We start from the raw sequence: 25951 nt of genomic DNA, 5'->3' as shown, positions 1-25951 counted from the left end.
GGCGTCCACCGCGCACCGCCCCCTTCATCCGCCCCTTCACGTAAGGCCTCGCTGTGAACCAGACAGAGCGCTTCGATCCGGGCCCCGCGGCGAAGACCGTCCGGCAGGACGTCACGACGTGGACGCTGCGGATGTCCTCACCCGAGCAGCTGCGGCCGGTCCGGGCCGAGATCGCGATGCGGGTGGAACGCTCGCAAGTGCCGTCGATCGATCTGAGCCGGGCCCTGTACGCCGCCGTGGGAGCCCATGTGTGCTGGACGGATCGCTTCTCGTGGAGTCACGAGACGTGGCAGGCCTGGGTCCACCGGCCGTCCATGGCCACCTGGATCGCCTCGGTCCAGGGCACTGTCGCCGGGTTCTTCGAGCTGGAGGCCCAGCCGGACGGCGGGGTCGAGGTGGTGCTGTTCGGGTTGCTGCCCCAGTTCCACGGCCGGGGCCTGGGGGGTGCGCTGCTGACGACCTGTGTGGAGCAGGCCTGGCGCGGCGGCGTCGACTGGGGCGGCCCTGACGCCGGCCCCACGCGTCACGTCTATCTGCGCACCAGCACGCTCGACCACCGTCACGCCGTGCGCAACTATCTTGCGCGTGGCTTCGAGACGGCCGAGGCGCAGACCGTCGACAAGCCGATCCCCGATCCGCGGCTGGCCCCCTGGCCGCTGCCGCGTGATCCGCGGCAGGCGCCCGCGAGCGACCTCTGCGCCGCTCGGTCAGGGCGCGGGGGCGTGCCTCAGGGCTGGTGAACGAGGCAGCGGAGCGGCTGTGGGGGTTCCGGCCGGTCGTGCGCCGGACCGGCGAGACCGGTGCCGGTCAGGCCCGGTGGCCGCGCACTTCGCCGCTGCGCGGGATCGGTTCACTGACCGTGCGTTCGTCCAGGCCGAGAGCATCATCCGCACCGCGCTGGGCGCACGCGCGCGGGCCACGCCGGCGCCGACCGTCCGCCGGGCACGGCGGACCACGGTGACCGGTGCCTTCTTCGACGGCGTCCCGGGCGGCGGCGGTGACGGGGCAGGCCCCTCCACCGCCCTCGTCGCCGCCCGGGACCAGGATCGTCCGGGCCCGCCGTCGTTCATGTCCGGGCCGCGGTCGCCCGCGCCCGGATGAAGCGGGCCAGCCGGCTGATGCCGTCCCTGATCTGCTCGTGCGTCAGGTAGCTGACGGACAGCCGCAGTGCGTGCTCGCCGCCGCCTCGCGGATGGAAGTAGGACATCGGGGTCCAGATGACACCGAACTCCTCGGCCGCGTACGTCAGTGCAGCCTCGTCGGCGCGGAAGGGCACCGTGACGGAGAGGAAGAAGCCTCCGCTCGGCTCGTTCCAGCGCACTCCGAGCGCGGCGCGCTCCGCCGGCGGGAAGGCCGCCTCCAGGGAGTCGAGCGTGACCCACATCGTGTCCCCGTAGTGGGCGGCCGTGGCGACGTTGAGGTCGCCGGCCCTGCCGTCGGCCGTCAGCAGCATGCCGGCCACCAAGGCCTGGCTCACCGGTGAGGTGTTGACCGTCACCATCGATTTGATCTTGCTGAGGGCTTCGGCGAGCACCGTGGTGCGGCCGGCCGCGTCGGTGACGGGCTGGTCGGCGACGGCGAAGCCGACGCGCGCGCCGGGGAACAGCGTCTTGGACAGCGAGCCGATGTGCACCACGCGGTGGGCCCGGTCCAGCGACTTCAGCGTCGGGAGCCGGCTCCCCGGACTGACCAGCCGGTACGGGCTGTCCTCCAGGAGCAGGATGTCCTCGCGCTCGGCGAGGGCGAGGAGCTCCTCGCGGGCCTGAAGCGACATGGTGGCGCCGGAGGGGTTGGAGTGGTCCGGGATGACGTAGAAGGCGCGGGGACGCCGTCCCCGGGCGCGCTCCGCCCGGATCGTGGCGGCCAACTCGGCGATCCGCACCCCGTCTTCGCCCTCGGCGACCGCGACCGGGCTGATGTCGAGCAGCCGGGCCGCGCCGGTGATGCCGACGTAGCAGGGGCTGGAGACCAGCAGGACGTCGTCCGGTCCGGTGATCAGCGCACGGACGGCGAGCAGCATCGCCTCCTGGGCGCCGACGGTCACCACGACGGACTCGGGCGCGACGTGGATGCCCTCGTCCTTGCTCAGCGAGTCCGCGATCAGCTCGCGGATCTGCCCGCTCGTCGGCCCGTACTGGAACAGCGCGGAGCGCACCTGCTGGGGTGAAGCGCCCTGCTCCTCCAGGTGGTCCACGTAGCGGCGCAGGTAGGTGAAGATCTGCTCGGTGTCGAAGAAGCCGTCGTAGGGCCGGCCCGGCGCGAAGGAGACGGCGCGGGGATAGCGGGTGGTGATCTCGTTGAGGAAGTTCATCGTGTCCAGGACGGGGTCCCAGACGCTTCCGTGCAGGTCCTGTGGTCCCAGCCCGGCGGCTTTCGGCAGGGCGGGCGGCACGGTCGGGCTTGGCGGGGCGCCCGCCGTGGCAGCCGGCCCCGCGGTCGGTGCGACGAGACCGGGCCCCGCGTCCGCCACGGACCCGGCCGCGGTCGGTGCTACGAGACCGGGTCCCGCGTCCGCCACGGACCCGGTGCCGGTCAGCGCCATCGCCTCGATCAGCTCGTCCCGGACGATGTCGAGGACGTCCGCGACGCCCTCCGCCCCGGCCACGGCGAGTCCGTGCAGGGCGGGCCGGCCGATGAGCACGGCGTTGGCTCCGAGGGCGAGCGCGGCCAGCACGTCGGCGCCGCGACGTACGCCGCCGTCGAGCAGGACCGGGCAGGCGCCGCCCACGGCCTCGGCGACCGCGGGCAGCGCGGTGAGCGTGGCCGGGGCGCCGTCCAGCTGACGCCCGCCGTGGTTGGAGACGATGACGCCGGCCGCGCCCGCGGCGACCGCCAGCCGGGCGTCCTCGGGGGTGAGGACGCCTTTGACGAGCACCGGCAGTGAGCTGACCGAGCGCAGCCAGTCGATGACCGACCAGTCGAGAGCGGGGTCGAACTCGGCGAGCGCATGCTCGCTCGGCGAGTCGAATCCGCTTCCGGTCAGGTTGGCCGGCGCGACGCCGTCGGGCAGTGCGAAGCCGTTGCGCAGATCGCGCAGCCGACGGCCCAGGCGTGGGGCGTCCACCGTCAGCACGAGGGCTTCGAACCCCGCCTGTGCGGCGCGCTCGATCAGTGCGCGTGTGGTGGCCCGGTCGCGGAAGCAGTACACCTGGAGCCACAGCGGGGACGCGGTGGCGGCGGCGATGTCCTCGAACGTACGGCTCGCGAAGGTGCTGACGATCAGTGCGGCGCCCGCGGCGGCGGCGCCCCGCGCGGCGGCGACCTCTCCATCGGGGTGGGCCAGGGTGTGGTAGGCCATCGGGGCGATGCCGATGGGCCCGGCCCAACTGCGGCCCAGGATGTCCCTCTTGGTGTCGGGCGTTCCGTGCCCGGCCAGGACACGGGGCCAGAGGCGGATGTCGTCGAAGGCGGACGCGTTGGCGGCGAGCGTGCGCTCGTCGCCCGCGCCGCCCTCGAGGAAGTCCCTGACTCCCGGCGAGAAGCGCGAGGCCGCCGCGGACGCGTAGTCGGCCAGGGTCAGCAGGCGGTCGGAGGCGGTCATCGGGACGTCAGCCGCTCGCGTTCCACCGCTTCGTACAGGGCGCGGATGTTGGAGCTGCCGAAGCCGCGCGAGCCATGTCGCTGGATCAGTTCGTAGAAGAGGGTGCTGCGTTCATAAGGAGACCGGCTGAACAGCTGCAGCAGGTGGCCCCACTCGTCGCGGTCGGCCAGCACCTGGGTGTCGCGCAGTTCGCCGACGATGCCCCGCAGTCCCGGGAACCGGTCGGCGAGGACGTCGTAGTAGGCGTCGGGGGTGGTGAGGAAGTCGACGCCGCGCTGCTTGAACTCCCGTACGGCCGGGATGATGTCGTCGACGAGGAAGGCGAGGTGCTGAACGCCGGGGCCCCCGTTGCGCTCCAGGAAGGCGTCGAGCTGACCGGCGTCCTTCGCCGGGTCCGGTGCGACCAGTGTGAAGGTGGTGCCTCCGGTGGCACTGCGGACGACGACGGAGTCCATCGCCTGGCCACCGACGCTGACGTACTCCGAGTAGAAGCGGTCGAGCCCGAAACCCTCCTGGTAGAACCGCGCGTACTCGGTGAGAGAGCCTCCGGGCAGACACACCGCTATGTGGTCCAGGGACTTCACCCGGCCCGGGGGGCGCTGCGGTCCGTCGAGCGGGACCCAGGTGCGGCCGGGCGGCAGCCGGTCGGCGGCGGTCCTGGGGGCCGGTATCAGTGTGTGCACGACGTCGCCGAAGCCGGAGACGACGGTGTCGCCCCGCAGGGAGGTTTCGGGCTTGGCGCCCGCGAGCAGCGCGGCGTCCCGGGTGGCCGCGACGTCGTCGCAGGTCATGGCGATGTCCGCGATACCGTCGCCGTGTTCGTCGCGGAACTTCCAGGTGCCTCGTCCGGTGGTGACGACGACTTGGACGTCGCCCTGTCTGAGCAGTACGGAACTGCGGTCGACCTCGACCGAGTCGGCGACCTGGGTGAAGCCCATGGCGGACACGAAGTACTCGGTGGTCGAGGACTTGTCCTTGGTGAACAGCTCTACGTACGCGATGTCTTGCACGACCATGGAGCGACCTCCTCAAGGCAGATGCCGTGTGACGTTTGTGTGCCGACGGCCGGGCGGGACACCCGCGGTGCTGACCGGGTGTCCCGCCCCGAGCCGTCCGGAATCCGGGTCAGGTGACGGCTACCAGCGCCACTCCTGCTGCTTGAAGAGGTGACCGGCGGGGACGTCGCGGTCCTTGCACCAGCTCAGGAACTCCTCGATCTGCTTGATCTGGTACGTGTCCTCCGTGTACGTGGTGGCCATGACGTGGCCGAGCCAGTCCTCCTCGCCCATGGCGTAGACGTAGGCCTCCTTCGCCCCGAGTTCGGTCATGATCGCGGCGGCCTGCTCCGCGTTGGAGCCGGACAGCTTGCGGGAGTTGCTCATCTTCTTGGTGACCGGGATGGTCAGCAGCGCCTGGTACAGCCAGGTCAGCGGAGCGCCGTCGCACTCCATGCCGAGGAAGGCGATGTCGGCCTGGCCCAGGTGCCCCTTCACGTAGCGGTACAGGGACGGCTCGATGCCCGAGGAGTCGGCGCCGATGAAGACCTTCTTGCCGGCCAGCTCCGCCCAGTACGTCGACTTGGCACGGATGTCGAGGTCGCAGTGCTCGCCGAGGAACGGCGTGGCGGTGACCTTGCCGCCGGGGAACTCCACCTCGTCGAAGTCGTCGACCTCGATGACGTTGAAGCCCTGGTTGCGGAGCATCAGCGCCATGGACGGGTCGGCCAGGTTGCCGCGCGAGGAGCGCGGCACGACGATCGCGCCGAGCCGGCCGCGCAGCTGCAGCAGCGTCTCCAGGACGATGTGGTCCTGGTGGCCGTGCGTGATCAGGACGAGGTCGATGTAGTCGGGCAGGTCGTCCAGCGTGTACCGGTCGGTCTTGTCGCTGTCCGCGCTGATGAACGGGTCGGTGACGATGGCCGCTTCGGGCGTCTGCAGGACGAGGCAGGCGTGCCCGAAGTAGCGGATCCGGCCGCCGCTCTCGATGTGGCGGTCCGGGGACAGGCTCGGCTTGTCGGTGAGCAGGGTGCGCAGCTGCTTGGTCTGCGCGTCGTCGAGGCCGAGCGCCTCGCGCAGGTGCGCGAGGGTCGTCGGGTGCACACGGCTCTTGAAGAGCTCCGCGAGGCCCTCATGACGGAAGGGGATCTGAAGTTCCAGGACGTCCGGTGAGGGAAGGCGCGGGGTGCTGAGGATGAACGGCCGCTCGATGCCCGTCTCCAGGGACAGCTGCACCGACTGGCGCTCTTCCTGGTAGACGTTGCTCTTGTAGACGACCGGCTCCATGAAGCGCATCTGCGCCTGGTTGTCGGTGTCGTAGGCGAGCTCGACCAGACCACCGAGCTCGCTGGGCAGCTTGGGATAGAGCGGGGTCAGGTCGAAGCCGGTGGCGTTGGCCCGCAGGATCTCCTGGCCGGCGGCTATCGCGTGGGCGAAGCGGAGCATGTCGGCGCGGTCCCGCTTGATGGCCGCGAGCAGGTCGCGTACCTCGTCGGCGCGCTCCTCGGGGATGTTGATGAAGTAGCCGCCGCGCAGTTCGGGGTTGTTGCTGGCCGCGACGTGCACCTGCGGGGACTGCAGATAGGACTCGAGAAGCGGGACCTGGAGAAATGCCAGGTTCATCGCCGCCTGGACCGGCGCGATCGTGTAGGGCCAGGCGAAGAAGCGGTCCACGAGCGGCTCGATGATCGCCTTCGACCGCAGGTACAGCTGTTCGTCAGCCATGTGTGCATTCCCTCCAGGAGAACCAAGGAACAGGACCGCCTGGGGGCACACGTATGCCCATGACACATAGCGGACCGTGAGAAAGACAAGAAGGAGCACAGGACGCCGGGAACATGCTCAGGACGTGCCTGCAGCAGCAGAATGACCGGCGCGGCCCGTGACGATCAATACGAGCATGGTCCGACTGGTTGAACAGGCGAGGGAAAAGAGGTCGAGGCCCGGGTTATCCGAACCGCCCGCACTCGCAGAGTTCCGCGTCCGGTGTTCAACCGCTGCCGCCGGCGCGGTTGAACACCGGCGCGCGAGCCGCCTCGGAGCGCTTGCCCGTCGCCCGTAGCCCGTAGCCCGTAGCCCTCGGGCGGACGCCTGATAACCCAGTAGGAAACCGGACCGGAGGACAGAAAGGACCTGAGTCGCTGAAAAGCGTCGGGTTCTACGGCGGTGTGCTCCCAGGAAATATCCGCCGGCGCAGTTCCGCGCACCGCTTGTGGCGGGTACATCGATCTCGAATGTCGCCGCACCAGAAATGTGTCCGCCCCACAGGGATTCATTCGGCGTACGGGCGGACGATCACTGTCTCAGAACGAAAAAGCCGCTGCCGTGACTTCCGGCAGCGGCTCCTTCGTGACCGGGCGTCACTGGTCCCGGCGCTGAACGGCGAAGATGGTGATCACGGCGGCGACGACGGCCCAGACCGCGTAGACGGTCCACGCGCCCGCGGTGGACCACGGGAAGTGGGCGGGCTTCTCCGCCACCTGCATCAGCCGTGCCCAGGCGCTGTAGGGCAGGGTGTGGTCGATCACGGCCGAGGCGTGGTGGTCGTCGCTGACCCCCATGGGCACGAGAAGCAGCAGCGCGAAGCTCGTCCCCATCGTGGCGGCGCTCGCGCGGATGACGGTGCCGACGGCCATGCCGACCAGGGCGGCGACAGGCGCGGCGAGGACGCAGGAAGCCAGCGCGGGCAGGACGCCCGCATCCGACAGGGACAGTCCGGCGTCGCGTCCGGACAGGATCGCCTGGGTCGCCCAGAAGGAGCCGCCGGCAGCGAGCAGGCCGAGCCCGGTGGAGACGACGGTGACCACGACCACCTTGGCGGCCATGACGGCGCTGCGGGCGGGCACGACCGTGAAGGTGGTGCGGATCTGGCCGGTGCTGTACTCGCCGACCACGCTCAGCGAGCCCATGGCGCTCGCGATCAGCATCAGGCACAGCAGGGCGGCGTCGGTGAAGGAGTCGAGCATCGCCCAGTTGGGGAGGAAGTCGGCCCGCTGCTCGGCTCCCCAGGACGGCCAGTTGCTGTAGTCGTCGTAAGCGGTGAAGACGTTGAAGCCGACGATGGCCAGGGTGCCGACGGCGATGGTCCACGCGGTGGAGCGCAGCGACCACATCTTGATCCACTCGGCGGCGAGCAGGTCGACGAAGCGGGCACGGGGCGCGCTCTGCGCGGCCGTCCGCCCAGCGGCGCCGGTGGGGGGAGTGGATGTGAGTGTCATCGGGCGTCTCCTGCGGCGTACTCGACGCTGTCGGCGGTGAGTTCCATGAATGCGGATTCCAGGGATGCGGTGTTGTCGGTCAGCTCGTACACCGGGGCCATGTGCTTGAAGGCGAGGTCGCCGATGCGCTCCGCGCTCAGGCCACGCACGGTCAGCACGTCGTCGGCCTGCGGCTCGACCACGGCCCCGGCGTCCACCAGGACGGAGCTCAGAGTGCCGGCTTCGGGGGTGCGGAGCGTGACGCTTCGCTGGGTGCCCCGCCCGGCGAACTCCTTGAGGCTTTCCTCGGCGATGAGTTTGCCCCTGCCAACGACGACGAGCCGGTCGGCGGTGTTCTCCATCTCCGACATGAGGTGACTGGAGACGAACACCGTCCGGCCCTCGGCGGCGAGCCGCTGGAAGAGCCCGCGCACCCACTTCACACCCTCGGGGTCGAGGCCGTTGAGCGGCTCGTCGAAAAGGAGCACCGGGGGGTTGCCGATCAGCGCCGTCGCGATGCCGAGGCGCTGTTTCATGCCCAGTGAATAGCCGCCGATGCGTCGGTTTCCGGCGTCGGCGAGACCCACTTCCTCCAGTACCTCGTCGACCCGGCGGCGCGGCAGGCGGTTACTGACCGCGAGCGAGGCCAGATGCGCACGTGCGGTACGTCCGCCGTGCACATGGTGCGCGTCCAGGAGCGCCCCGACGTCACGCATGCCACGGGGGCGGTCCGCGTACGGACGGCCGTCGACGGTGACGGTGCCGCTGGTGGGCCGGTGCAGACCGAGGATCATACGCAGGGTCGTACTCTTGCCGGCGCCGTTGGGGCCCAGGAATCCGGTGACGTGACCGGGCTTCACGGTGAAGCTCAGGTCGCTGACTGCGGTCTTCCGGCCGTAACGCTTGGTGAGTTCCCTTGCTTCGATCATGCCCTTCATGATGGCGTGGCTCACACCACCCGTCATCACTCCGAGGGTGACACTGCTTGAACAGCGGTGTCAGCCCAGGTTGTACAGCGTCGGGTTGATCCGGCGAGCGCACCGCGTGGCTACGATGCCGCCATGTCCTTCTCCTGCCACGCTCTCTTCCAGCGGGTGCCGCCGGGTTTATGGACGGGCGGCACGTGGTTCCTCGCGGCCCTGGTCCCGGTCGTCTGGCCGGCCGAGGGGACGGTCGACGATCCGGCGTCGGCCCCCAACGCCCTGGACCACTTGCAAGGGCAACTCCTGCTGGCCGTCGGCGTGACAGCGGCCCTGGGCGGCAGCGTGCTGCTGATGCGCCGTCCGTGGCCGGCCGTGCTGATGCTGCTCGCCGGCACGGTGGCGTTCGCACAGGCGTGGGGGCTGGGGGAGCCGTCCCCGCTGCAGTTCGTCGCCGTGGACGTGGCGATCGCCTTCCTGGCGGCCAGGCACACTCCCCGTGCCTCGATCCTCTTCGCGGGAGCCGCACTCGCCGTTCTGGGCGTGTGTCTGAGCGTCAGGCTGGTGCAGGGCGCCGAGACCGGGACGCCCTCCGAGCCGTACGTCGCGTTGACGGTCCTCGTGGCCTGGCTCGCCGGCCGCTCGGTCCACCAGTCGCGCGCCCACGCCGAGCAGGTTCGACGTCAGTACGCCGAGCAGGTCGCGGCGCGTGCGGTGATCAATGAGCAGCTGCGTATCGCGCGGGAGGTGCACGACAGCGTCGCCCACAGCATCGGCATCATCGCACTGCAGGCGGGCGCCGCCGCCCGGGTGATCGACACCCGGCCCGACGATGCCCGCCGGGCCATGCTGGCCGTGGAGCATTCGGGCCGCGAGACGCTGGCGGGGCTGCGGCGGCTGCTGGGCGCCTTGCGCGAGGCGGACGACGGACGTGGCCAGGGCAGGCAACCGGTGCCGCTGGCTCCCCCTGAGGGACTGGACGGCATCGACCGGCTGGCGGCGAAGGCCACCTCCGCCGGGGTCCGCGTCGAGGTGCGCCGGGAGGGTGAACGGCGGCCGCTGCCGCAGGAAGTCGACTTCGCGGCGTTCCGGATCGTGCAGGAGTCGGTCACCAACGTGATCCGGCACGCGGGCACCACCTCGTGCCAGGTCGCCATCACGTTCGCGGCCACCGAGCTGATCGTGGAGATCACCGACCACGGATCCGGGCCGGCGGCGACCATGGGCGTGGGATTCGGACTTGCCGGGATGTGTGAGCGAGTGGCGCTGCTGCACGGCGAGTTCAGCGCGGATCCGCTGCCGTCAGGAGGTTTCCGCGTGCTGGCCGCGCTGCCCGCCCCGCCGGGCCGTACGGCCTCCGACGCCGCCTTGGCCCCGGCAGAGGCCTGACGGTCATCCCGCCTGACTCACACCCGGTTCAGCGGCGGTGGAGGGCGGCTCCCCTTCGGAGCGCAGGGTCTTGCGACCCTTCTCCCGGGCGGCCACCGTCCGCGGATCGACCGCTTCGGCCGGTGCGCCCTTCGCGTACAGCCCGTCGGGCACGAAGTTGCGGTCGTTGCACTTGAGCCAGAAGACCCGGCGCAGGAAGGTGCCGGAGGCACGGGAGGCCTTGGCCTGGGGCCCGAGCATCGCGTAGCCGACCATCCTGCCGTCGCGGTGATAGGCGGGTTTGCCCCGGCGGGTGGGAAGCCGGTCGAGTGACTGGCGCACGTAGTCGAGGGTGTCGATCGGCTCGAGCCAGACGATTTCGCTCTCGTGGGTGAGCTCGTCATTGGTGATCAGAGAGCTCATGCGTCCTCCTCGTCGGCGAGCAGACCGATGCCTGGATAGTATTTCCGCGAGTTCGACAGGACCATTTCCTTGGGCGAGGTCAAGCCGGCGAGTTCGCGGGCGCGTTGGGCGAAGGCTCGTGACGTGATGGCTGGAGCCCCCTCGGTCTGGCACCACTTCTTGTACCGAGCGTACAGCCGGGCCTGCTCGGCCCTGTACGCATGGCCGACCGTGCAGCATTCCTCGAAGAACCGGCCGGTGTGGTCCTCGGTCTCGGCGTAGGTGCTGGTCGCGATGCGTACCCGCTCGGGGCCGCTGAGATCACGGCCTTCCGAAAGGTAGCGGCGTGCGCCGTCGATGAGCCAGCCCATGATGCCGGGGCCTTCCTCCGTGACGAGGATGTCGGCGAGGTTGTCCACCTTGCGGTCGTCGCTCACCACCCGTTCGAAGGGGATCAGCCGTATGCGGCGCCAGAACGCGAAGCCTCCGGTGCCGACTTCGGGACGGTGATTGCCGAGGAGCCAGAGTTTGTGGGTGGGTTGGAAGGAGAAGAAGTCCTGCCGCATGCGCCGGGCCTTGATGCGGTCGCCGCCGGTCAGCAGCTTGACCCGCGCCTCGTCGAATTTGTCGCCCGGTCTTACCTCGCTGCACACGACGACGCGGCGTCCGTGGAGTTCGGCCAGGTCGGTGGGGTGTCCTTCGTAGGGGCGGGCCATGAGGAAGCCCGGCGGGGAGGCGTCGGCGTAGTCGCCCAGGAGCTTCATCAGTACGTCGAGCAGTACGGACTTGCCGTTCTTTCCGACGCCGAACAGGAAGGGCATGACCTGACCGCCGACATCACCGGTGATGGAGTACCCGAGCAGCAGTTGCAGGAAGTCGATCATCTGCCGGCCGTCGGTGTCGTCGCCGAAGGTGTCGGCGAGGAAGCGGTGCCAGCGCGGCGTGGGCATCTGGCGGGCGGCGGTGCTGGTGGAGCGGGAGTGGAAGTCCTTGTCGGGGTCGGGCGTGCGCACGAGGCCGGTCCTCAGGTCGACGATGCCGCCCGGGGTGCACAGCGCGTAGCTGTCGGCGTCCAGAAGCGCGGCGTTGAGGATCATGCCGGGAGCGCTGCGGGCCTGGGCGAGCATGGCGTTGATGCCGGTCGTTGACAGGGCCCTGCGCCGGTGCTGCTGCAGGGCCTGGGGCGCGTGGCGGCCGGTGATGTCGGTGGTGGCGAGGGTTTCGGCGAGGTCGCCGGCCGCCCACAACACCGTGTCCTCCTCGTCCGCCTGCCAGCGAATGCCGTCCCAGCGATACCAGCCGAGCCCCGGGACGTGGCGGTAGTCGTGCGCGTAGAGCCGGGCGAACAGTTTGGCGTTGCCCCGGTCGGTGAGGCTGTCGGGCAGCAGTCCCTGGTCGGTGACCCCGGCGACGTCCGACGCCACGAGCCCGCTGTGCGCCGGTACCGGCGCCGCCATGGCGGACTGGGCGATGATCTGGTCGGCCACTGCGCGCGCGTCGAAGCTCTCCGAACGGGAAGCGGTGTCCGGTCGTCCGGGTCCGCTCACCGGAGTCTTCCCAGCGTCAGGGGGCGGGCCAGACCGGCACTCATACCACTGGCGATGATCTGCATCGAGCGTCTCTCCTGCCCGGGGCGGGCCGCGTGGGCTGCTTCCGTCAGCGCCCGGGTGGCCGCGTCCTGGACGAGAAAGCCGGCGGCCACCAGCCCTCCGAAGGTGTAGGCCGCTCGGTTGAGGACCTCGGAGAAGCCCGCACCGTCGCGCACCCGTCCGCAGGCACTGACCTCTTCGAGTGCCGACGTCATGATGCGGGTGATCTGCTCACGTCCTCCCCCGGCGGCCCGCACGGCCTGCTGTGCGCGTGGCGGCACGCGACGGGCGGCGGGGGCGGGGGCCTTCTCGACGTGGCGGTGGCCGGTGCGTTCGAGTTCGGCCGCGAGCCACGAGGGCAGCGGAGCCGGATCGCGTACCTCGCCCAGCACCTCGTAGGCGCCCGCGGAGGTGTGGGTTCCCGGCGCCACGATGTAGCCGCCGTGGGCACGGACGTCCACCTGCCAGGCGAGGGCGCGCCCGGCGCTGTTGCCCGAGGAACACCGCCAGTGCTGGGCCTCGTTCACCCGATACCAGACATGCAGTCCGCCTGAAGGGGTGCGCACCCGCAAGGTCGAGGTGTCCTCCGCCGGGCTGGGCACGCCCCGCAGGGCGGCGAGCACCGCCAGTGTGTGAAATCCGTTGCTGAGACCGGTGAGGTCCACTCCTTCACCGATCTCGATTCCCGGCAGGATCCGGTTGCGTTCGGGCAACGGCCCGGAATGAGCGTCCACATCGATGACCAGGAGTCCTGCCGGGCCGCAGGACACCCCCACTCCGTGGCGCGGGTTCCTCCTCCACCAGTGGTCGATGCGATCCCGGTCGACGGTCGCGGCGTGAAAACCGTGGCACCAGCGTTGCGTCGCCAGGCAGGGACAGTTCTCCAGCGAATGCCCGGGGGCCCGGCACGCGGTGCAGTTGGCCAGCGGGGTCTTGCGTCCCGGAAGCAGCGGATGCACTGGCCAGCCTTGGCCGGCGCACCACACTGCGGTCCGTAAGGTGGCGTTGTCCGGCATGGCGGCGTCACGCCATGCGTCACTGTGATGACGTCGCAGGTCATCAAGCATCCGCATCCCCCAGAGCGACCGAAGCGACTCTTCGATGGCCACAGACTAAAACAGCTTGTCGATCTAGGGCACACAGAGTGGACCAGTGGCCTGAACCATTCCCAGCGACCGGATCTTCGTGAGTCGCCGCCCACTCCCCACGGCAAAACTCCAGTTCAGGCTGGCCCTCTTGGTCGCATCAGCGACCGAAGCGACCAAGGTTCACTATCTATGACCCGACCTCACATCGTCGGTGCTCTCCTCATATGGGGACCACCGGTCGCTTCGGTCGCTCTCTTCTGCCGCCCGAACCTGTGACGTGCACAAACGCCGGAGCTCCGATCAGCGACCGAATCCTCTTCGGGCACTCGTCGCTTCGGTCGCTCCCCGACGCCGGACGGCCGTCCAGGCGCAGAAAGAGGATCTCCACAGCTGTCCGACTGCAACGTCCCCGCCTGGCGGACGGTGGCACGACTTGCCACGCTCGTTCGCCTGCGTGGAGAGGAGCGGCCATGGAGTACGAGTTCCGGTGCGAGACCTGCGGCGAGACCAACGCCACCTGGGAGAGGCCTACCGGTATGTGGGCCGAGCAGTACCTCCTGCCGCTGGAGGTGGACTGCTGGAACTGCGGCGCCGTCAACCTGCCCCCGAACGACTGAGGGTGGCGCCGGCTGCCGGGCGGGTGGTGCTGACGAAGTGGTCACGGCCGTGGCCGGCGCCCGGGATCTGCGAGTTTCGCCATCGGTGACCTGCGCGGGGCCGCGAGCGGTTGACGGGCCGTGAGGTCCTGCCGTACGGCACATCCACAGTCCGAGGCGCGGGACGCGGTCGCCGCACTACGATCGCCGCATGTCCGCTGTCACGCCCGCGCCCTCGCTCAGGCGCCTTGGCCCGGAGAGCTGGGCTGTCGCCGTGCGGTGCACGACGACGCCGTTCACGCCTCTCCCCGAGTCCTTCCGGCCGTCCGGCGACGCCGCCGCCGCGCTGCTGAGGCCGAGCGACGGCCTCAGCCCCTTGTACGAGCTCGTGCCCTGTCTGGACACGGCCTTCGCTCCGTACCGCGGCGCGCTCGCCGACGCACACCGCACAAGGGCGGCCGACGAGGCGGCGGTCGCCGAACGCCCGTTGGCCGCCCGGGAGATGCGCGGCACGGTCGCCCACGGCATCGACGCGCCGCAGACGGGCGCGGAGGCCCGGGGCAGGCACGAGGAGCCGGTCCCGGCGAGCGAGGCGATGCGTAGGGTGCAGCAGGCGGGCCGCGACACCCTCGCGGGCCTGCGGCGGACGCCGGGTGCGCCGCTGAAGGCCGAACCCGCCCCGCGGCAGGGCGTGTACGCCGTCGAACGCCTCGCCGAGCCCACGTCGGCGGCCGACATGGAGCTGGGCGTGGCCGGGACGGGCGAGCGGCGGCCGCTGCCGCCGGGCGTCGACGAGACGAGCGATCGCGGCCGCGGCCCGGCGCGGCACGGCGCGCACGGCTTCCGGCTCCCAGGGATGCGTGAGCGGGCCGCGCTGCCGCCCAGCGAGTCCGGTGCGGACGGCCGCCCGGGAGGCGGCTTCCGTCTCGCGGCCGCGCTGCGCGTTCCGGCAGGTGCCCGGTGATCCGGGTCGCGCTCGTCGACGACCAGCCGCTGGTGCGCACCGCGCTGCAGATGGTCATGGCCCAGGCCGACGATCTGGAGGTGGTCGGCGAGGCCGGCGACGGCGCCGAGGCGGTCCGACTCGCGGTGGACGCCGCGCCGGACGTCATCGTGATGGACATCCGGATGCCCGGCATGGACGGCATCGAGGCGACCCGAAGGATCGTCGCCGGTCCGTCGCAGGCCCAGGTCATCGTGTTGACGACCTTCGAAGACGACGAGTACGTGTACGGGGCGCTGAGCGCCGGGGCAGCCGGGTTCCTCGTCAAGGACATGGCCCTGGAGGAGATCCTCGGGGCGGTCCGGGTGGTCGCCGCCGGAGACGCACTGATCGCTCCGGGGATCACCCGCCGTCTGATCAAGGACTTCGCCGGCCGGTCGGCTTCCGCGCCCCCCGAGGAGATCGAGGGCATCACCGACCGTGAGAAGGAGGTGCTCACCCTCATCGGCACCGGGCTGACCAACACGGAGATCGCCGAGCGGCTGACCATCAGCGTCGCCACGGCGAAGACCTACGTCACGCGCCTGCTGGCCAAACTCGACGCCCGTGACCGGGTGCAACTGGTGATCCTGGCGTACGAGAAGGGGTTGGTGGGAGGGGTGCGGCAGCGCTGACAGGGCTCGGGCCCCGCCCGTGCCGGGGAGAAGGCGTCGGGCAGGAGGACATCCGGGGCGCGGAGCGCTCCCCTGTCACTCAGTTGGGAGCGCGGAGCGCTCCCGAACTCATCGGGGGCGCGGAGCGGGGGGGGGGGGGGGGCCGCGGCGCCCCGGGGGCCGCGGGGGCGCGCCGGGCGGGGGGGCGGGGCGCGCGCGCCGGGGGGGGGGGGCGGGGGGTTGGGGGGGGGGCGGGGCCCCCGCGGGGGGCGGGGCCCCCCCCCGGCCCCCCCCGGGGGGGGGGGGGGGGGCCCCCGGGGGGCGGGGGGGGGGGCCCCCCCCCCCCCCCCCCGAGGCTGCGCCGCGGAGCGGCGAACAAGCGCCTTTCGACCGTCGCGTAGCGACGGCGCGTCGCGTCTGCGGAGCAGACCGCGCGCATGGGTCACGTTATTTACCGACGACTTCGGCGGGGACCGGTGACACCGTGATGGCCCGGCGCAGTTGTTCCATCCTGGTCGGCATCGGCTCCCACCCGTACTGGCCTGCCATCACCCAGTTCAGGGCGGTCATTCCGCGGGCGAAGGCCTGGGTCAGGCCCTGTGGGCGCAGCGTGACGCCGGGCGGCCCCGCCTTGGTCGGCACCAGCGTCACCCACAGCGCCGAGCGCCCACCCTGGATCGGCTCCACCAGCCGCTCACGTACCGCGAGCCAGCGCCGCAGGGCCACCTGCGTCCCGGGCCGCAGTGCGTACCACTCGACCTCGGGCAGCGGCTCCAGCTCGGCCCGGGCCGCCGCGATCCGCTGGTACACGGCCTCGGAGACCTGATGACGGCGGCCCCACAGGACCGCACGCACGCTGGAGGGCCGGACCTCTGCCAGCGCCGCGATCTCCTCGGCCCGGTTCGGCGGCGCCTTCTGCTGCCGGCGCCGCAGCCCCACCGCCCGCTCCCCCGCGGTCAGATCGCCCAGCCTCAGCGCCGCGAGCTCACCCGAGCGCGGTGCGGCATCGAGTACTACGCACACCATGGCGAGCAGCCGTGTCCGGTCCTCGTAGGACAGAGCCGTTCCGTCGCGCTCCAGAGGACCTGCCCCCGCCAGATCCACGAGTCCGCGGTAGACCTCCCCCAGCACTTCGGCCCGCACCGTCGCCTTGGGTTCGGGCTGCTCCACCGACGGCAGCCGCACGGCCCCGTCGGCCGGCTTCACCAGTCCCGCCATGATCCCCAGACAGTCCCGCACGATCCGCAGCGTCGCCGTCGGCAGCGCACGTTCCCGGCCCGGGCCCGGCTCCAGCGCGCGCAACTCGCCGGCCTGGGCAAGGTCCCAGAAAACCTCCAGGACCGATCGGCCGAACAGCGCGGCCGCCGACCGGATCCTCCTGCCCCGCAGGCGCTCGGACCGCACGGCACGGTCCCACATGCCCACCACCATCCACAGCTGACGGGCCCGCACCGGCGACACCTTCACCGCAATCCCGCCCGCTCCGGCGACCGGCAACCGCCCCTCCCACACGCGCCTGTCCCGCGGGGCCACACGCTCGACCGCGTCGGCGAGCTGCCGGACCGGCACAGCCCTGTACTCCTTCACCCCGTACCCCCGTTTTCGCCTCGACGGCCGCGCTCCACCTGCCGGCGGCAAGGTCACGTTATTTACAGGGTGCCTTGTTCGCCAAGGCTCATGCGTGAATTGTCAGTTGGGCATGACGGCTGCCGAGATGTGGGCCGCATACGAGTGGAGGGCTCCGAACCGTACGGTTCGGAGCCCTCCATCCTGAAGTAGCGGGGACAGGATTTGAACCTGCGACCTCTGGGTTATGAGCCCAGCGAGCTACCGAGCTGCTCCACCCCGCGTCGGTGAACACCACACTACGTCATGGCGGCAGGTGCTGCAGACCATTTTCCTGCGGGGCGCCGGCTAAAGGTTGTCCCGTATCGAGGTCCGGGGTCTCAGGCATAGGCGCTCGTTGTCGCTGGGGTCCGGACCCGGGAGGGGAGCCTGAGTGCCTGGGTTGCGGTGTGAAGCGGTTCGTTGGGTGGATGACGAGCCGTTTCCCGGCATCGTCGAGGTTCAGTTCGTTGACGCTGCGGGCCAACGATGGTCTTTGATCGACAAGAGCTCGATCTTCGCGCAGTTCGCTGAGCTGTCCCCCGTGTCGGTCTACCCGGTGAAGGTCACGGTGGCGTGCGAGGTCCAGGGCGACATCGAGGCGATGGGCGGCGACGGAGTCGTGACTATCTCTATTTCGCCGGACGGGGTCACGACGCCGGATGGACGGGACACCTTCGCTGTGAACCGGAGTCAGCTCATCTCGTGAGAGGTCGTTTTATCCCGTCGTTTCATCCCGGAATCTAGTGGTTGGTCTGCGGTGTCGGGTCGCGCCAGGAAATGGTGTTCTCGCCGGTGAGGCGGCGGGCCATGAGGTCGGTCATGGCGATGTGGATCACGGCTTCGGAGCGGGTGGGCAAGGTTTCGTATGCCGACGATCTTCTTTTGGCCGGCTCGGCGTCACGCCGTTTCAGCGCAGGTCGGAGAAATTGGCAGGGTCTTAGATGTGCCCTGTACAAGCGCTGCACGGGCCCTAACCGGCCGGACGCGAGTCTTGAGGCAACCCAACAGGCACCAGCCGCACAGGAGTTGCGATGACCCGCAAGACCCGCATACGCGCCGCTCTCGTCACCGCCACTGCCCTCGTCACCACCGCAACGGTGACGGCCGGGGTCAGCGCGGCCGGCAACGAGGAGCCGGAAAAGCCCAGCAAGAAGCAGATCGCCGCCCTCTTCGACGGCTGGAACGCCGCGCTGCGCAGCGGTGACCCGCACCAGGTCGCGAACCGTTACGCCAAGGACGCGGTCCTGCTGCCCACCCTGTCGAACCAGGTCCGCACCGACCGCGCCGCCATCGTCGCCTACATGGGGCACTTCCTGGAGAACAAGCCGGCCAGCAAAAAGATCGAGACGCACATCAACGTCCTGGACCACAACTCCGCCCTCGACTCCGGCGTCTATGAGTTCACCCTCACCGACCACGAGACCGGCGACAAGCGCGTCGTGAAGGCCCGCTACACGTACGCGTACGAGAAGCGCGGCGGCACGTGGCTGATCGTCAACCACCACTCGTCCGCGATGCCCGAGGGCTGAGCCGCGGCAGCGCGCCTCACCCCGTGCGCGGCGCCGCCCGCAGGGTGAGGCGCACGCACAGCCCGCCCCCGAGGGCGTCCGTGAGGGTCACCATGCCGCCGTCGTCCGTCACCAGCTGTTTGACGACGGCGAGGCCGAGCCCGGAGCCGGAGCGCCCGGTCAGGCCCTGACCGCGCCAGAAGCGGTCGAACGCGCGCGACTTCTCCGCTTCCGACATGCCCGGCCCCTCGTCCGCGACGGACAGGACCACCTCGCCGACCCCGGACTCCATCCGCACGGTGATCGTCCCGCCGTCCGGTGAGACCTCCAGGGCGTTCGAGAGCACGTTGTCCAGCACCTGGTCCAGATGGCCCGGGCCGGCCAACACAGACGGCCGGTCGCCGACACCACTTCCCCCGAGCGCGATGGTGACTCCGCGCTCGTCGGCGGCCGGTCTCCACACCGTCAGCCGTTCCTCGACGATGTCCTTGAGAGGCAGCGGCTCCGCGGCCGTCACCTTCGCCTCGGCCCGCGCCAGCACCAGCAGGCCGTTCACCAGTCGGCTCATGCGGACCACCTCCGCCGTCGCCAGCTCCACGTCCTCCCGCACGAACTCGTCGTCCACCCCGTCGGCGATGTTGTCCAGCGAAAGACGCAACGCCGTGAGCGGCGTACGGAGCTGGTGCGAGGCGTCTGCCACGAAGATTCGCTGAGCGGCGACCAGCGTGTCCAGGCGTTCCGCGCCCTGGTTGAGGGTGAGTGCCAGTGTCCGGGTCTCCGGCGGGCCCGTCACCGGGGAGCGCGCGGTCAGGTCACCGTCGCTGAATCTGCTCGCCATGGAGTTCAGCGCGCGCAGCGGCGCGGTGATCCGGCGGGCGGCGAACGCGCCGATCGCGGCCGCCGCCGCCAGGACGATCACGGCGAGCCCGGCCCGGAACCCCCAGATCTGCCACAGCCGCCTGGTCATGTCCGAGGTGGAGTAGACGATCCGGACGGCCGCCCGCCCCTGGGCGGGGACGGTGACGGTCAGATGCCGGCCCCAGATGAAGTCTGAGCCCCAGTCGGTCGTCGCCCCGTTGTGCTCCACGGCCCAGGCCAGCGCCGCGTCCACGGCGGGCTCCGGCAAGCCCGGGGCGCAGCTGCTGGTGGGGGTCACCTGGACGTCGCCGGGGGTCTCCTCACCATAGGCTTTGGCCACCTCGGTTAGGGCCTCGCACGAGATGGTGTCGCCGTTGCCCAGCAGCAGCGCCATGGTGTCGGCCTCACGCAGGACGGACAGCTCTGTGTCGTCCCGCAGCTGCTTGGTGAGCGTGAAGGCCACCGGCACCGTGAACAGCAGGACGGCGACCGCGACGAGCAGGATGTAGCTGCGGATGAGCTGGCGGTTCATGAGACCGCGGCGTCCTCGACGATCTCCAGCCGGAAGCCAACCCCGCGCACCGCGTCGATGGTGAGGACACCGGCGAACTTCCGTCGCAACGCCGCCACATGCACGTCCAGTGTCTTCGTCGGGCCGAACCAGTTCGCGTCCCAGACCGCTTCCATGATCTGCTCGCGCGACATCAGCGCGCCCGGTTCCTCGGTGAGGAAAACCAGCAGGTCGTACTCCTTGGGCGCGAGGGCGACCTCCTCGCCGTCCACGTGCACGCGAGCCGCCTTGCGGTCGACGGTCAGCCGGGGTCCGTACCGGTCGGCCCCGGCCGCGCCGCCCTCGCCCGTCTCGGCCGTACGGGGCTGCACGCGCCGCATCACCGCCCGTATGCGGGCTATGACCTCCCGCACCCCGAACGGCTTGGAGACATAGTCGTCGGCGCCCAGCTCCAGCCCGACCACCCGGTCCGTCTCGTCGCTGCGCGCGCTGATCACGATGATCGGCACATCGCCGCGTTCGCGCAGCGCCCTGCAGACGTCCAAGCCGTCGGTGTCGGGCAGGCCGAGGTCCAGCAGGACGACGTCGTAGGGGCCGGAGTGGGTGAGGGCGGCGGCGCCCGTGGCGACCCGGTCGACCTCGAAGCCGTAGCGTTTCAATCCGCGCCGGAGCGACTCGGCGACCGGCTCGTCGTCTTCCACCAAGAGTATGTGCACAGCCAGACGATAGTGCTTGAAATTTAATTCACGGCGATCGTTCCCTCACTGCCCTCGTACCTGGTCCAGCTCGGCTTCGACTACGTCCTGGCCGAGGAGACCGGCAACGACGCCACCACGGCGCGGCTCGCGCCCATGGTGGAGCAGGTGCCGGGGCTGCTGCTGCCGGCCATCGCGAAACTGGTCGTCTTCCCCGTGACCGCGCTGTCCGACGACACCGGCACCTGCGCCGACTCCTTCGTCCTGGACGAGGTCGGCGTCATCTACCTGATGGCGATCAGGGAGTGGGCCACGCACGCCCCGCGGCTGCCGCGCCGGGGATCGCCCGCACCATCGCGCACTTCGTCGGCCAGGTCCTCGCCGACGCACCGACCGATGTTGTCCCGGCTCTGCAGGAGCTGCGCGATGAACAGGTGCCGCGAACCTGCGCGGTGGTGGAGAACGTGGTGGCTCTGCACCGCTGACCGCACCACCGCACCCACCCGGTGTGCACTGGTGCGGTGGTGCGCGCACCGAGTGGACTCGCTGCGGTGGAGTGGCCGGCTGGTTTTGTCGACGGGATCCCACACCACCTGTTGCGAGGGGCCATGGCCGTCACGTACTTGATGCTCGCCCCGCAGATCGTGCACGACCAGCCGGAATTCGCACTCTTCCGGCTGCTCGTGCTGGCAGCAGCAGTATCGGCCATGGAGGATGGCCTGGATGATCCGCACGAGGTTCTGCGCGAAGGTGTCACGGCCGTTGGAGGTGGCGAGGTAGCGGGGGGGGCGTTGCGCAGGGAACCCAACGCGTTGATGAGGTTGAACGCGGTGATCCTGTCCTGCGAACGCTCCACGGTGCCGCCGCGCGGGAGCTGGTTGCAGTTGCGCCCCAGGGCGGGGCTCGGTGATCGCCGGTGAACGTGTGGTGATCGCGCGTTGAATCAGTCCCCCTAGCGTCCGGGGAGGCGTCCGGCCGGCGAGGCAGCGGGCGTCGGCCACCCCAGCAGGAGGACGATCATGGTGAGAGAAGGCAAGTACTCCACACCGCTGCGTGAGCGCGCGGTCCGGATGGTGTCCGAGGTACGAGAGCGGACCGGGCGGAGCACAGGCGCAGTCGCCGCGGTGGCCGACCGTCTGGGACTCGACCCGCACGTTCTGTCCTCCTGGGTGGCACAAGCCGAAACGGGCGCGCCCGCGCCGGCCGGCGGCGATGAGGTTGCCGTGCTGACCCGTCGTCTCGACGCCTTGCAGCGGGAGAACGACATCCTCAAGGCGGCCTCGCCTTTTTTCGCCCGGGAGCTCGACCGCCCACTGCGCAGATGATCCGTTTCATCGAGGACCACAAGGAGCTGTACGGAGTCGAGCGCATCTGCCGGACGCTGAACATCTCTCCGTCGACCTACTACGCGGCCCGGTCCAGGCCGCTGTCGGCCCGCGGCCGGCGTGATGCCGAGCTGCTGGTGGTGATCAGGCGGGTCCATGACGAGAGCGGCCGGACGTTCGGTGCTCGACGGGTGTGGACGGTGCTCCGCGAGCAGGGCGTCGACGTCGCCCGCTGCACCGTCGAGCGGCTGATGCGGCAGGCGGGAATGTCCGGCGCGAGCGGCTCGCCGAACCTGCGCCGGACGCTCGCCGACCGGGAAACGTTCCGATCCGAGCTCCGCCCCTCCCAGAGAACAGAAGCGATTCGATGAGATTCTCGACGCAGTTGCACAAATCAGGTCTTCACGTGCCGTCGGGCTTCCGGCACGTGCGAACCTCCGCTCTGCTCAGTGGAGGTCTGCTCGCTCACCTCGGCTACCCGGGACTGCCGACCTACACAGCGATGGGCAGGGACGTCCTCGACCGGATCGAGTACGCCCTCGCGGGCGCGGCGGAGCGATCCGGATTCTCCCGGATCCACATACCGTCGATCATGAAGGACAGCGACCTGGAGGCGGGCCAGGAGGTCGGAGAGCAGTTCCTGGGCAAGATCCTCTTCCTGTCCGACATGATGAGCGGCTACCACCTGATGACCAGTCCGGAGATGCTGCTGACCGGCGCTCTCGTCGACGCGCCGCTGTCCCATCGTGATCTGCCCGTCCGGGCGAGCTATCTGACGGACATCTTCCGTCAGATGAAGAACACCCGGTCGATCCTGCGCCTGCGCCAGTTCCGTGTGCTCGGCGGTCTCGCCCTCACCGCCGAACCGGCCGGGGTGGGTGGCGCCCTGCAGGACCTGGTGCGGGCCACCGTGGGCACGCTCGACCGGTTCGGGCTGCGTACCACGGCCACATGGCGCTCGGACCCACTGCACGTCGAGTTGTTCTGCGCCTCGACGGAAGGCAGCACCAACGTCCCCGACCCCGCTTCCCTGACCGGTCGGACGAAGGCGTTGAGTCTCGCGATCGGGTACCACTACGGTGCCGGCCTGCCGCCCACGGTCAGTTACCGCTCGTCGGACAACACACTCGCCGGGGCCTCCGTGGCGACCTATGCGCTGTGCACGAACCGGGTGCTGTACGCCGTCTTCGACCAGCACAGGGACTCGCTGGGCTTCGCCCTGCCCGCCGAGTTGCGTCCGTTCGACGTGGTCGTGGTCCCCTCGGGTGGCGCGGCGCTGCCGACGGCCGAACGCCTCTACGACGTGCTCGTGGCCGCCGGTGTGCGCGCGGCGCTCGACGACCGCGTGAACCGGTCGGTCGTGGCGCGCCACCGTTTCGCCGACTACGTCGGTGCCGCCGTCCGCCTCGAAGTGTCCTGCGACGGCCAGGTGTCGGGCCGGCTTCGGGGAGGTACTGCATCCGTTCTCGACTGCGACGACCCCGTCGACGTCTCACGTTCCCTGCGCCGACTGCTGGACGACGACACCCGGCAGGGCTCATCCTCCCGAAAGGACACCGTCCCGTGCCCTACACCCTCCTGATGGTCAAACCCGACGGTATGCGGCGGCCCGAGGTCCTCGCCGACATCGAAGACCGGCTGAGGCTCTCCGCTCTGACGGTGTGCCGGACGGTGGACACGCGGCTCACCCGGGAACGCGCGAGGGTGCTGTTCCCCTCGTTCGACGAGGTTCGCTATCCCCTGACCAGGGCGCTGTTGCTGTCGTACCTGACCAGCGGGCCGGTGCGATTCATGGTGCTGTGCGGCGCGGACGCCCTCGACGCGGGACGGCGGATCCGACGTGTGGTGCGTAAGCGGCACGCCGTCGCGGGCCTGGCGAACTGCCTGCACGTCGCGGCCGACTCCGCCGAGGCCACGGCCCAACTGGCCTGGCTGGCCGAGGAGCACGAAGTTCCCGCTCAGTGGTCGCGGGACACCGGCAGCGTCCCGGCTTCGGCCCCCGTCGACCTGGTCCCCGGTGTCGAGGGCGACCTGGCGGAGGCCGACTTCGACGCCCTGGGGAGCGCCGTGTGGGCCAGGCTGGAGGAGGTGGGCTGGAACGGGTTGTGGTCCTGGCCGACGCGGTGTGGCGAGTGGGAGGTCCGGCTGGTGTCGGACGACGCGCATTCCCTCGACTACGCGGCCTCGGCACTGTACGAGGAGCATCCACGGCTGACGCCGGAACGCACGCTGGAGGCCGTGCTGAGGGTGGATCAGGCAGGCTCGGCGGCAGTCTTCGCCGGTGCCCGCCCGCAGGTGCAGGCGCTGGCGGACCGGCTGACGAGACGCGGTCTGCTGGTGTCGGTGACGCCGGGCGGCTGACCGTTCTACGCGGTCGGTCGCCCGGATCATGAGCATGGCCTGTGAGCATCGGCCGGCGCATGGAGCACAGTGGTCGTACTCTCCGGGGAAAGAACTACCGCTGTTTTTCGTGAACGACATCCGGCGGCCATTCCAATGCTGATGCACAGCGACCTGACGTCGGCGGAAATGCACGCCCACCCCGCATCGCGGAATATTTCGACCCCGATCGCCGCGCGTGACTCCGTCAACCGGATTCTCCAGTTTTTCCGGCACAGTTGGACCCTTCGCAGCCCAGATGCAACCTCCATCGCTTCCGGGGCAATTGGATTACCGCAGGGGCTGGCTCTGCATATTTCCCGGGCCGGATGGCAGTTCTCCGGAACTCTTCTTGACTCCCGTACGACAGCTCCGTTGAATTGATCTCGGCAGGCACCCGAAAGGTCCGGCCGGAAAAACAACGAATTTGAGTGGAGGTGTTTTTCATGCGTCAGCACGCCGTCGGTATGCGCCCGCGCCTCGAGAAGGTGTCGGCCAAGAAGAAGTGAAGTAGTGCATGAGGGCAGCCGGGGCCGGCGCATCGTCCGTACGACGACCGGTCCCGGCGCGCCCCTGGACACGAGGGGACCCTCATGATTCTCCAAGGCACACCGCCGGTCGTCGCCTGCGTCGACGAGCGGTTGACGACCACCAGCATCTGCCTGGCCGTCGGCTACGGCGCCCGTCACGACCCGGCGGGCCGAGGTGGCCTGGCCCATCTGCTGGAACACCTGCTCATGGCGGCTGCGCCGGACGGTGCGGCCTCCTTCGCGGAGTACGTGGAACGGCTCGGCGGGCACGCGAACGCCGAAACCGGTCTCGAACAGATGCTCTTCTACGCACGTGTGCACGCCGACGACGCCGACGAGACCAGCCGCTCACTGCTGCGGGCGGTGCTCTCCCCGGCCTGGGACGGCGACCTGCTGCGGTCGGAGCGGAGCGTGGTGCTCAGCGAGCTGGCAGCCGCGGAGGCGGATGACAGCGACGTGGTGCAGGACCGCTTCCTCTCCCTGCTCTTCGCCGGCCATCCGCTGGGGCGGCCGGTGGGCGGCAGCCGCGCCGAGGTGGAAGCGCTGGACCTGGACGCCGTGACGTCCGGTCACCGCGAACTCTTCATGTCGTCCCCGATGACGGTCTTCGTCACCGGCCCCCGCGTCCCGGCGGCCTTCGCGGGGCTCCCCGCACCGGCACACGGCACCCATGCGTTCTCGCGCTGCGAGCTCCCGCCCGCCGGCCGGCCGGCTCCGGTCACCTGGCCCGGCGAATACGCCTGGGCGGCGATCGGGTCCCGTTCCGCCGGCCTCACCGACCCGGACCGGCACAGCTTCGAGCTGCTGGCGCACCTGCTCGGCGGCAGCCCTTCGTCCCTGCTCTACCGCAGCCTGCGCAACGAGCGCGGTCTCGCCTACATGTTCCAGGCGTGGAACCGCAGTTACCGCGAGACCGGCGCCTGGCGCGTCCTGGTGGGCGTGGAACCCGGGAACGGCGACGCCGTGGTCGACACCGTGCGCACCGTGCTGGAGCAGGCCGCCGAGAAGATCGCCCCGCAAGACTTCGACGCCGCGCGCAGGCAGGCCCGTATGTCACTGATCGTCGGGCACGAGGAACCCCTCGAGTTCGTCCGCGGCATGGCGCAACGCACCTGCGCCGGAACACTTCCCTGGTCGCTCGACGGTGAACTGGCCGCCCTCGACGCGGTCACCACCGACGCCGTGGGCCGGGCCGCGGCCCGCGTGCTCGGCCGACTGACCGTCGCCGTCTCTCCGGAGGTCTGA

General features: G+C 70.3%; 26 protein-coding genes, 1 tRNA gene, 1 pseudogene and 1 other annotated feature. Of the genes and pseudogenes, 14 read left to right on the top strand and 14 right to left on the bottom strand.

Annotated features, from left to right (window positions below; all coding sequences use genetic code 11):
• Window positions 1–53 precede the first annotated feature (53 nt).
• Complete coding sequence (locus ACIRS4_RS32795; protein WP_404202971.1) at window positions 54–740, top strand: GNAT family N-acetyltransferase; 687 nt, start codon at window positions 54–56, stop codon at window positions 738–740.
• Window positions 741–1066: 326 nt separating this feature from the next.
• On the opposite strand, the gene ACIRS4_RS32790 is transcribed toward ACIRS4_RS32795, so the two are convergent.
• The 5 genes from ACIRS4_RS32790 to ACIRS4_RS32770 all read right to left on the bottom strand — a co-directional run bounded on the left by ACIRS4_RS32790 (window position 1067) and on the right by ACIRS4_RS32770 (window position 8662).
• Window positions 1067–3541 (bottom strand): aminotransferase class I/II-fold pyridoxal phosphate-dependent enzyme, encoded by a 2475-nt coding sequence (locus ACIRS4_RS32790; protein ID WP_404202969.1) that lies wholly within the window; start codon window positions 3539–3541, stop codon window positions 1067–1069.
• A complete protein-coding gene (gene hppD / locus ACIRS4_RS32785; protein ID WP_404202967.1) occupies window positions 3538–4557 on the bottom strand; it encodes a 4-hydroxyphenylpyruvate dioxygenase in 1020 nt (339 codons plus the stop codon). Before hppD ends, ACIRS4_RS32790 begins: the two co-directional genes overlap by 4 nt.
• A gap of 120 nt (window positions 4558–4677) precedes the next feature.
• Window positions 4678–6261: an MBL fold metallo-hydrolase gene (locus ACIRS4_RS32780; protein ID WP_404202965.1), complete on the bottom strand. Its 1584-nt coding sequence runs from the start codon at window positions 6259–6261 to the stop codon at window positions 4678–4680.
• Between the two features lie 635 nt (window positions 6262–6896).
• Window positions 6897–7754 carry an ABC transporter permease gene (locus ACIRS4_RS32775; RefSeq protein ID WP_404202963.1) on the bottom strand — a complete coding sequence of 286 codons (858 nt, stop codon included), beginning with the start codon at window positions 7752–7754 and terminating at the stop codon, window positions 6897–6899.
• Window positions 7751–8662 (bottom strand): ABC transporter ATP-binding protein, encoded by a 912-nt coding sequence (locus ACIRS4_RS32770; RefSeq protein WP_404202961.1) that lies wholly within the window; start codon window positions 8660–8662, stop codon window positions 7751–7753. The genes ACIRS4_RS32775 and ACIRS4_RS32770 overlap by 4 nt, the downstream gene beginning before the upstream one ends.
• Before the next feature lie 132 nt (window positions 8663–8794).
• Between ACIRS4_RS32770 and ACIRS4_RS32765 the strand changes: the two genes are divergently transcribed.
• Entirely contained in the window at window positions 8795–10042 is a 1248-nt protein-coding gene (locus tag ACIRS4_RS32765; RefSeq protein ID WP_404202959.1) for a sensor histidine kinase, read from the top strand.
• Between the two features lie 3 nt (window positions 10043–10045).
• Here ACIRS4_RS32765 and ACIRS4_RS32760 read toward each other — a convergent pair whose 3' ends face one another.
• From ACIRS4_RS32760 to ACIRS4_RS32750, 3 genes are all read right to left on the bottom strand, one after another.
• A complete protein-coding gene (locus tag ACIRS4_RS32760) occupies window positions 10046–10444 on the bottom strand; it encodes a DUF6009 family protein (protein ID WP_404202957.1) in 399 nt (132 codons plus the stop codon).
• Entirely contained in the window at window positions 10441–11880 is a 1440-nt protein-coding gene (locus tag ACIRS4_RS32755; protein ID WP_404202985.1) for a phage/plasmid primase, P4 family, read from the bottom strand. Before ACIRS4_RS32755 ends, ACIRS4_RS32760 begins: the two co-directional genes overlap by 4 nt.
• 86 nt (window positions 11881–11966) lie before the next feature.
• Window positions 11967–12971, bottom strand: coding sequence for a bifunctional DNA primase/polymerase (locus ACIRS4_RS32750; protein ID WP_404202955.1), 1005 nt, complete (start codon window positions 12969–12971; stop codon window positions 11967–11969).
• A gap of 599 nt (window positions 12972–13570) precedes the next feature.
• Between ACIRS4_RS32750 and ACIRS4_RS32745 the strand changes: the two genes are divergently transcribed.
• From ACIRS4_RS32745 to ACIRS4_RS32735, 3 genes are all read left to right on the top strand, one after another.
• Window positions 13571–13717: a hypothetical protein gene (locus ACIRS4_RS32745; protein WP_404202954.1), complete on the top strand. Its 147-nt coding sequence runs from the start codon at window positions 13571–13573 to the stop codon at window positions 13715–13717.
• 190 nt (window positions 13718–13907) lie between these two features.
• Entirely contained in the window at window positions 13908–14660 is a 753-nt protein-coding gene (locus ACIRS4_RS32740; RefSeq protein ID WP_404202952.1) for a hypothetical protein, read from the top strand.
• Window positions 14657–15313: a response regulator gene (locus ACIRS4_RS32735; protein ID WP_404202950.1), complete on the top strand. Its 657-nt coding sequence runs from the start codon at window positions 14657–14659 to the stop codon at window positions 15311–15313. The genes ACIRS4_RS32740 and ACIRS4_RS32735 overlap by 4 nt, the downstream gene beginning before the upstream one ends.
• 426 nt (window positions 15314–15739) lie before the next feature.
• Here the strand turns inward: ACIRS4_RS32735 and ACIRS4_RS32730 are convergent, their stop codons facing one another.
• Together ACIRS4_RS32730 and ACIRS4_RS32725 are read right to left on the bottom strand one after the other, a co-directional pair.
• Window positions 15740–16861 (bottom strand): hypothetical protein, encoded by a 1122-nt coding sequence (locus ACIRS4_RS32730; protein ID WP_404202948.1) that lies wholly within the window; start codon window positions 16859–16861, stop codon window positions 15740–15742.
• Between the two features lie 207 nt (window positions 16862–17068).
• Window positions 17069–17142, bottom strand: a tRNA-Met gene (locus ACIRS4_RS32725).
• A 182-nt stretch (window positions 17143–17324) separates the two neighbouring features.
• Here ACIRS4_RS32725 and ACIRS4_RS32720 point away from each other — a divergent pair.
• A complete protein-coding gene (locus tag ACIRS4_RS32720; RefSeq protein WP_404202946.1) occupies window positions 17325–17606 on the top strand; it encodes a hypothetical protein in 282 nt (93 codons plus the stop codon).
• A 34-nt stretch (window positions 17607–17640) separates the two neighbouring features.
• Here ACIRS4_RS32720 and ACIRS4_RS32715 read toward each other — a convergent pair.
• A pseudogene (locus tag ACIRS4_RS32715) lies at window positions 17641–17772 on the bottom strand (IS5/IS1182 family transposase); the annotation flags it as partial.
• Window positions 17773–17931: 159 nt separating this feature from the next.
• Here ACIRS4_RS32715 and ACIRS4_RS32710 point away from each other — a divergent pair.
• Complete coding sequence (locus ACIRS4_RS32710) at window positions 17932–18429, top strand: SgcJ/EcaC family oxidoreductase (protein ID WP_404202944.1); 498 nt, start codon at window positions 17932–17934, stop codon at window positions 18427–18429.
• 16 nt (window positions 18430–18445) lie between these two features.
• Here ACIRS4_RS32710 and ACIRS4_RS32705 read toward each other — a convergent pair whose 3' ends face one another.
• The 3 genes from ACIRS4_RS32705 to ACIRS4_RS32695 form a co-directional block, all read right to left on the bottom strand.
• The gene (locus tag ACIRS4_RS32705) at window positions 18446–19798 is read right to left on the bottom strand and encodes a sensor histidine kinase (RefSeq protein ID WP_404202942.1); all 1353 of its coding nucleotides are present in this window, start codon (window positions 19796–19798) and stop codon (window positions 18446–18448) included.
• Window positions 19795–20493, bottom strand: a complete 699-nt coding sequence (locus ACIRS4_RS32700; RefSeq protein ID WP_404202940.1) for a response regulator transcription factor — start codon at window positions 20491–20493, stop codon at window positions 19795–19797. Before ACIRS4_RS32700 ends, ACIRS4_RS32705 begins: the two co-directional genes overlap by 4 nt.
• Before the next feature lie 80 nt (window positions 20494–20573).
• Entirely contained in the window at window positions 20574–20756 is a 183-nt protein-coding gene (locus ACIRS4_RS32695) for a hypothetical protein (protein WP_404202938.1), read from the bottom strand.
• Window positions 20757–20777: 21 nt separating this feature from the next.
• Here ACIRS4_RS32695 and ACIRS4_RS32690 point away from each other — a divergent pair, with 21 nt between their 5' ends.
• The 7 genes from ACIRS4_RS32690 (at window position 20778) to ACIRS4_RS32660 (ending at window position 25951) form a co-directional block, all read left to right on the top strand.
• The gene (locus ACIRS4_RS32690; protein ID WP_404202936.1) at window positions 20778–20957 is read left to right on the top strand and encodes a hypothetical protein; all 180 of its coding nucleotides are present in this window, start codon (window positions 20778–20780) and stop codon (window positions 20955–20957) included.
• 123 nt (window positions 20958–21080) lie between these two features.
• Window positions 21081–21392 (top strand): hypothetical protein, encoded by a 312-nt coding sequence (locus ACIRS4_RS32685; RefSeq protein ID WP_404202934.1) that lies wholly within the window; start codon window positions 21081–21083, stop codon window positions 21390–21392.
• 99 nt (window positions 21393–21491) lie between these two features.
• Window positions 21492–21797, top strand: a complete 306-nt coding sequence (locus ACIRS4_RS32680) for a transposase (protein ID WP_404202932.1) — start codon at window positions 21492–21494, stop codon at window positions 21795–21797.
• Window positions 21754–21868, top strand: a sequence feature (AL1L pseudoknot). (Overlaps the previous gene by 44 nt.)
• Entirely contained in the window at window positions 21794–22168 is a 375-nt protein-coding gene (locus tag ACIRS4_RS32675) for an IS3 family transposase (RefSeq protein WP_404202930.1), read from the top strand. Its footprint overlaps the feature before it by 75 nt. Before ACIRS4_RS32680 ends, ACIRS4_RS32675 begins: the two co-directional genes overlap by 4 nt.
• Before the next feature lie 56 nt (window positions 22169–22224).
• A complete protein-coding gene (locus ACIRS4_RS32670) occupies window positions 22225–23379 on the top strand; it encodes a His/Gly/Thr/Pro-type tRNA ligase C-terminal domain-containing protein (protein WP_404202928.1) in 1155 nt (384 codons plus the stop codon).
• Window positions 23361–24158 (top strand): nucleoside-diphosphate kinase, encoded by a 798-nt coding sequence (locus tag ACIRS4_RS32665; protein ID WP_404202926.1) that lies wholly within the window; start codon window positions 23361–23363, stop codon window positions 24156–24158. Before ACIRS4_RS32670 ends, ACIRS4_RS32665 begins: the two co-directional genes overlap by 19 nt.
• A 611-nt stretch (window positions 24159–24769) precedes the next feature.
• Window positions 24770–25951, top strand: coding sequence for a M16 family metallopeptidase (locus tag ACIRS4_RS32660; RefSeq protein ID WP_404202924.1), 1182 nt, complete (start codon window positions 24770–24772; stop codon window positions 25949–25951).

The organism is Streptomyces sp. NPDC101166, from assembly GCF_044768125.1.
Classification (GTDB): domain Bacteria; phylum Actinomycetota; class Actinomycetes; order Streptomycetales; family Streptomycetaceae; genus Streptomyces.
This window is presented reverse-complemented; position numbering and strand designations above follow the sequence as displayed.

Excerpts from the sequence above, each read along its gene's own strand:
- ACIRS4_RS32790 (WP_404202969.1), bottom strand. The coding sequence starts at position 3,541 with ATGACCGCCTCCGACCGCCTGCTGACCCTGGCCGACTACGCGTCCGCG.
- hppD (WP_404202967.1), bottom strand. The coding sequence starts at position 4,557 with ATGGTCGTGCAAGACATCGCGTACGTAGAGCTGTTCACCAAGGACAAG.
- ACIRS4_RS32780 (WP_404202965.1), bottom strand. The coding sequence starts at position 6,261 with ATGGCTGACGAACAGCTGTACCTGCGGTCGAAGGCGATCATCGAGCCG.
- ACIRS4_RS32775 (WP_404202963.1), bottom strand. The coding sequence starts at position 7,754 with ATGACACTCACATCCACTCCCCCCACCGGCGCCGCTGGGCGGACGGCC.
- ACIRS4_RS32770 (WP_404202961.1), bottom strand. The coding sequence starts at position 8,662 with ATGATCGAAGCAAGGGAACTCACCAAGCGTTACGGCCGGAAGACCGCA.
- ACIRS4_RS32765 (WP_404202959.1), top strand. The coding sequence starts at position 8,795 with ATGTCCTTCTCCTGCCACGCTCTCTTCCAGCGGGTGCCGCCGGGTTTA.
- ACIRS4_RS32760 (WP_404202957.1), bottom strand. The coding sequence starts at position 10,444 with ATGAGCTCTCTGATCACCAATGACGAGCTCACCCACGAGAGCGAAATC.
- ACIRS4_RS32755 (WP_404202985.1), bottom strand. The coding sequence starts at position 11,880 with ATGGCGGCGCCGGTACCGGCGCACAGCGGGCTCGTGGCGTCGGACGTC.
- ACIRS4_RS32745 (WP_404202954.1), top strand. The coding sequence starts at position 13,571 with ATGGAGTACGAGTTCCGGTGCGAGACCTGCGGCGAGACCAACGCCACC.
- ACIRS4_RS32740 (WP_404202952.1), top strand. The coding sequence starts at position 13,908 with ATGTCCGCTGTCACGCCCGCGCCCTCGCTCAGGCGCCTTGGCCCGGAG.
- ACIRS4_RS32710 (WP_404202944.1), top strand. The coding sequence starts at position 17,932 with ATGACCCGCAAGACCCGCATACGCGCCGCTCTCGTCACCGCCACTGCC.
- ACIRS4_RS32705 (WP_404202942.1), bottom strand. The coding sequence starts at position 19,798 with ATGAACCGCCAGCTCATCCGCAGCTACATCCTGCTCGTCGCGGTCGCC.
- ACIRS4_RS32695 (WP_404202938.1), bottom strand. The coding sequence starts at position 20,756 with ATGACGCCGACCTCGTCCAGGACGAAGGAGTCGGCGCAGGTGCCGGTG.
- ACIRS4_RS32685 (WP_404202934.1), top strand. The coding sequence starts at position 21,081 with ATGGCCGTCACGTACTTGATGCTCGCCCCGCAGATCGTGCACGACCAG.
- ACIRS4_RS32680 (WP_404202932.1), top strand. The coding sequence starts at position 21,492 with ATGGTGAGAGAAGGCAAGTACTCCACACCGCTGCGTGAGCGCGCGGTC.
- ACIRS4_RS32675 (WP_404202930.1), top strand. The coding sequence starts at position 21,794 with ATGATCCGTTTCATCGAGGACCACAAGGAGCTGTACGGAGTCGAGCGC.
- ACIRS4_RS32660 (WP_404202924.1), top strand. The coding sequence starts at position 24,770 with ATGATTCTCCAAGGCACACCGCCGGTCGTCGCCTGCGTCGACGAGCGG.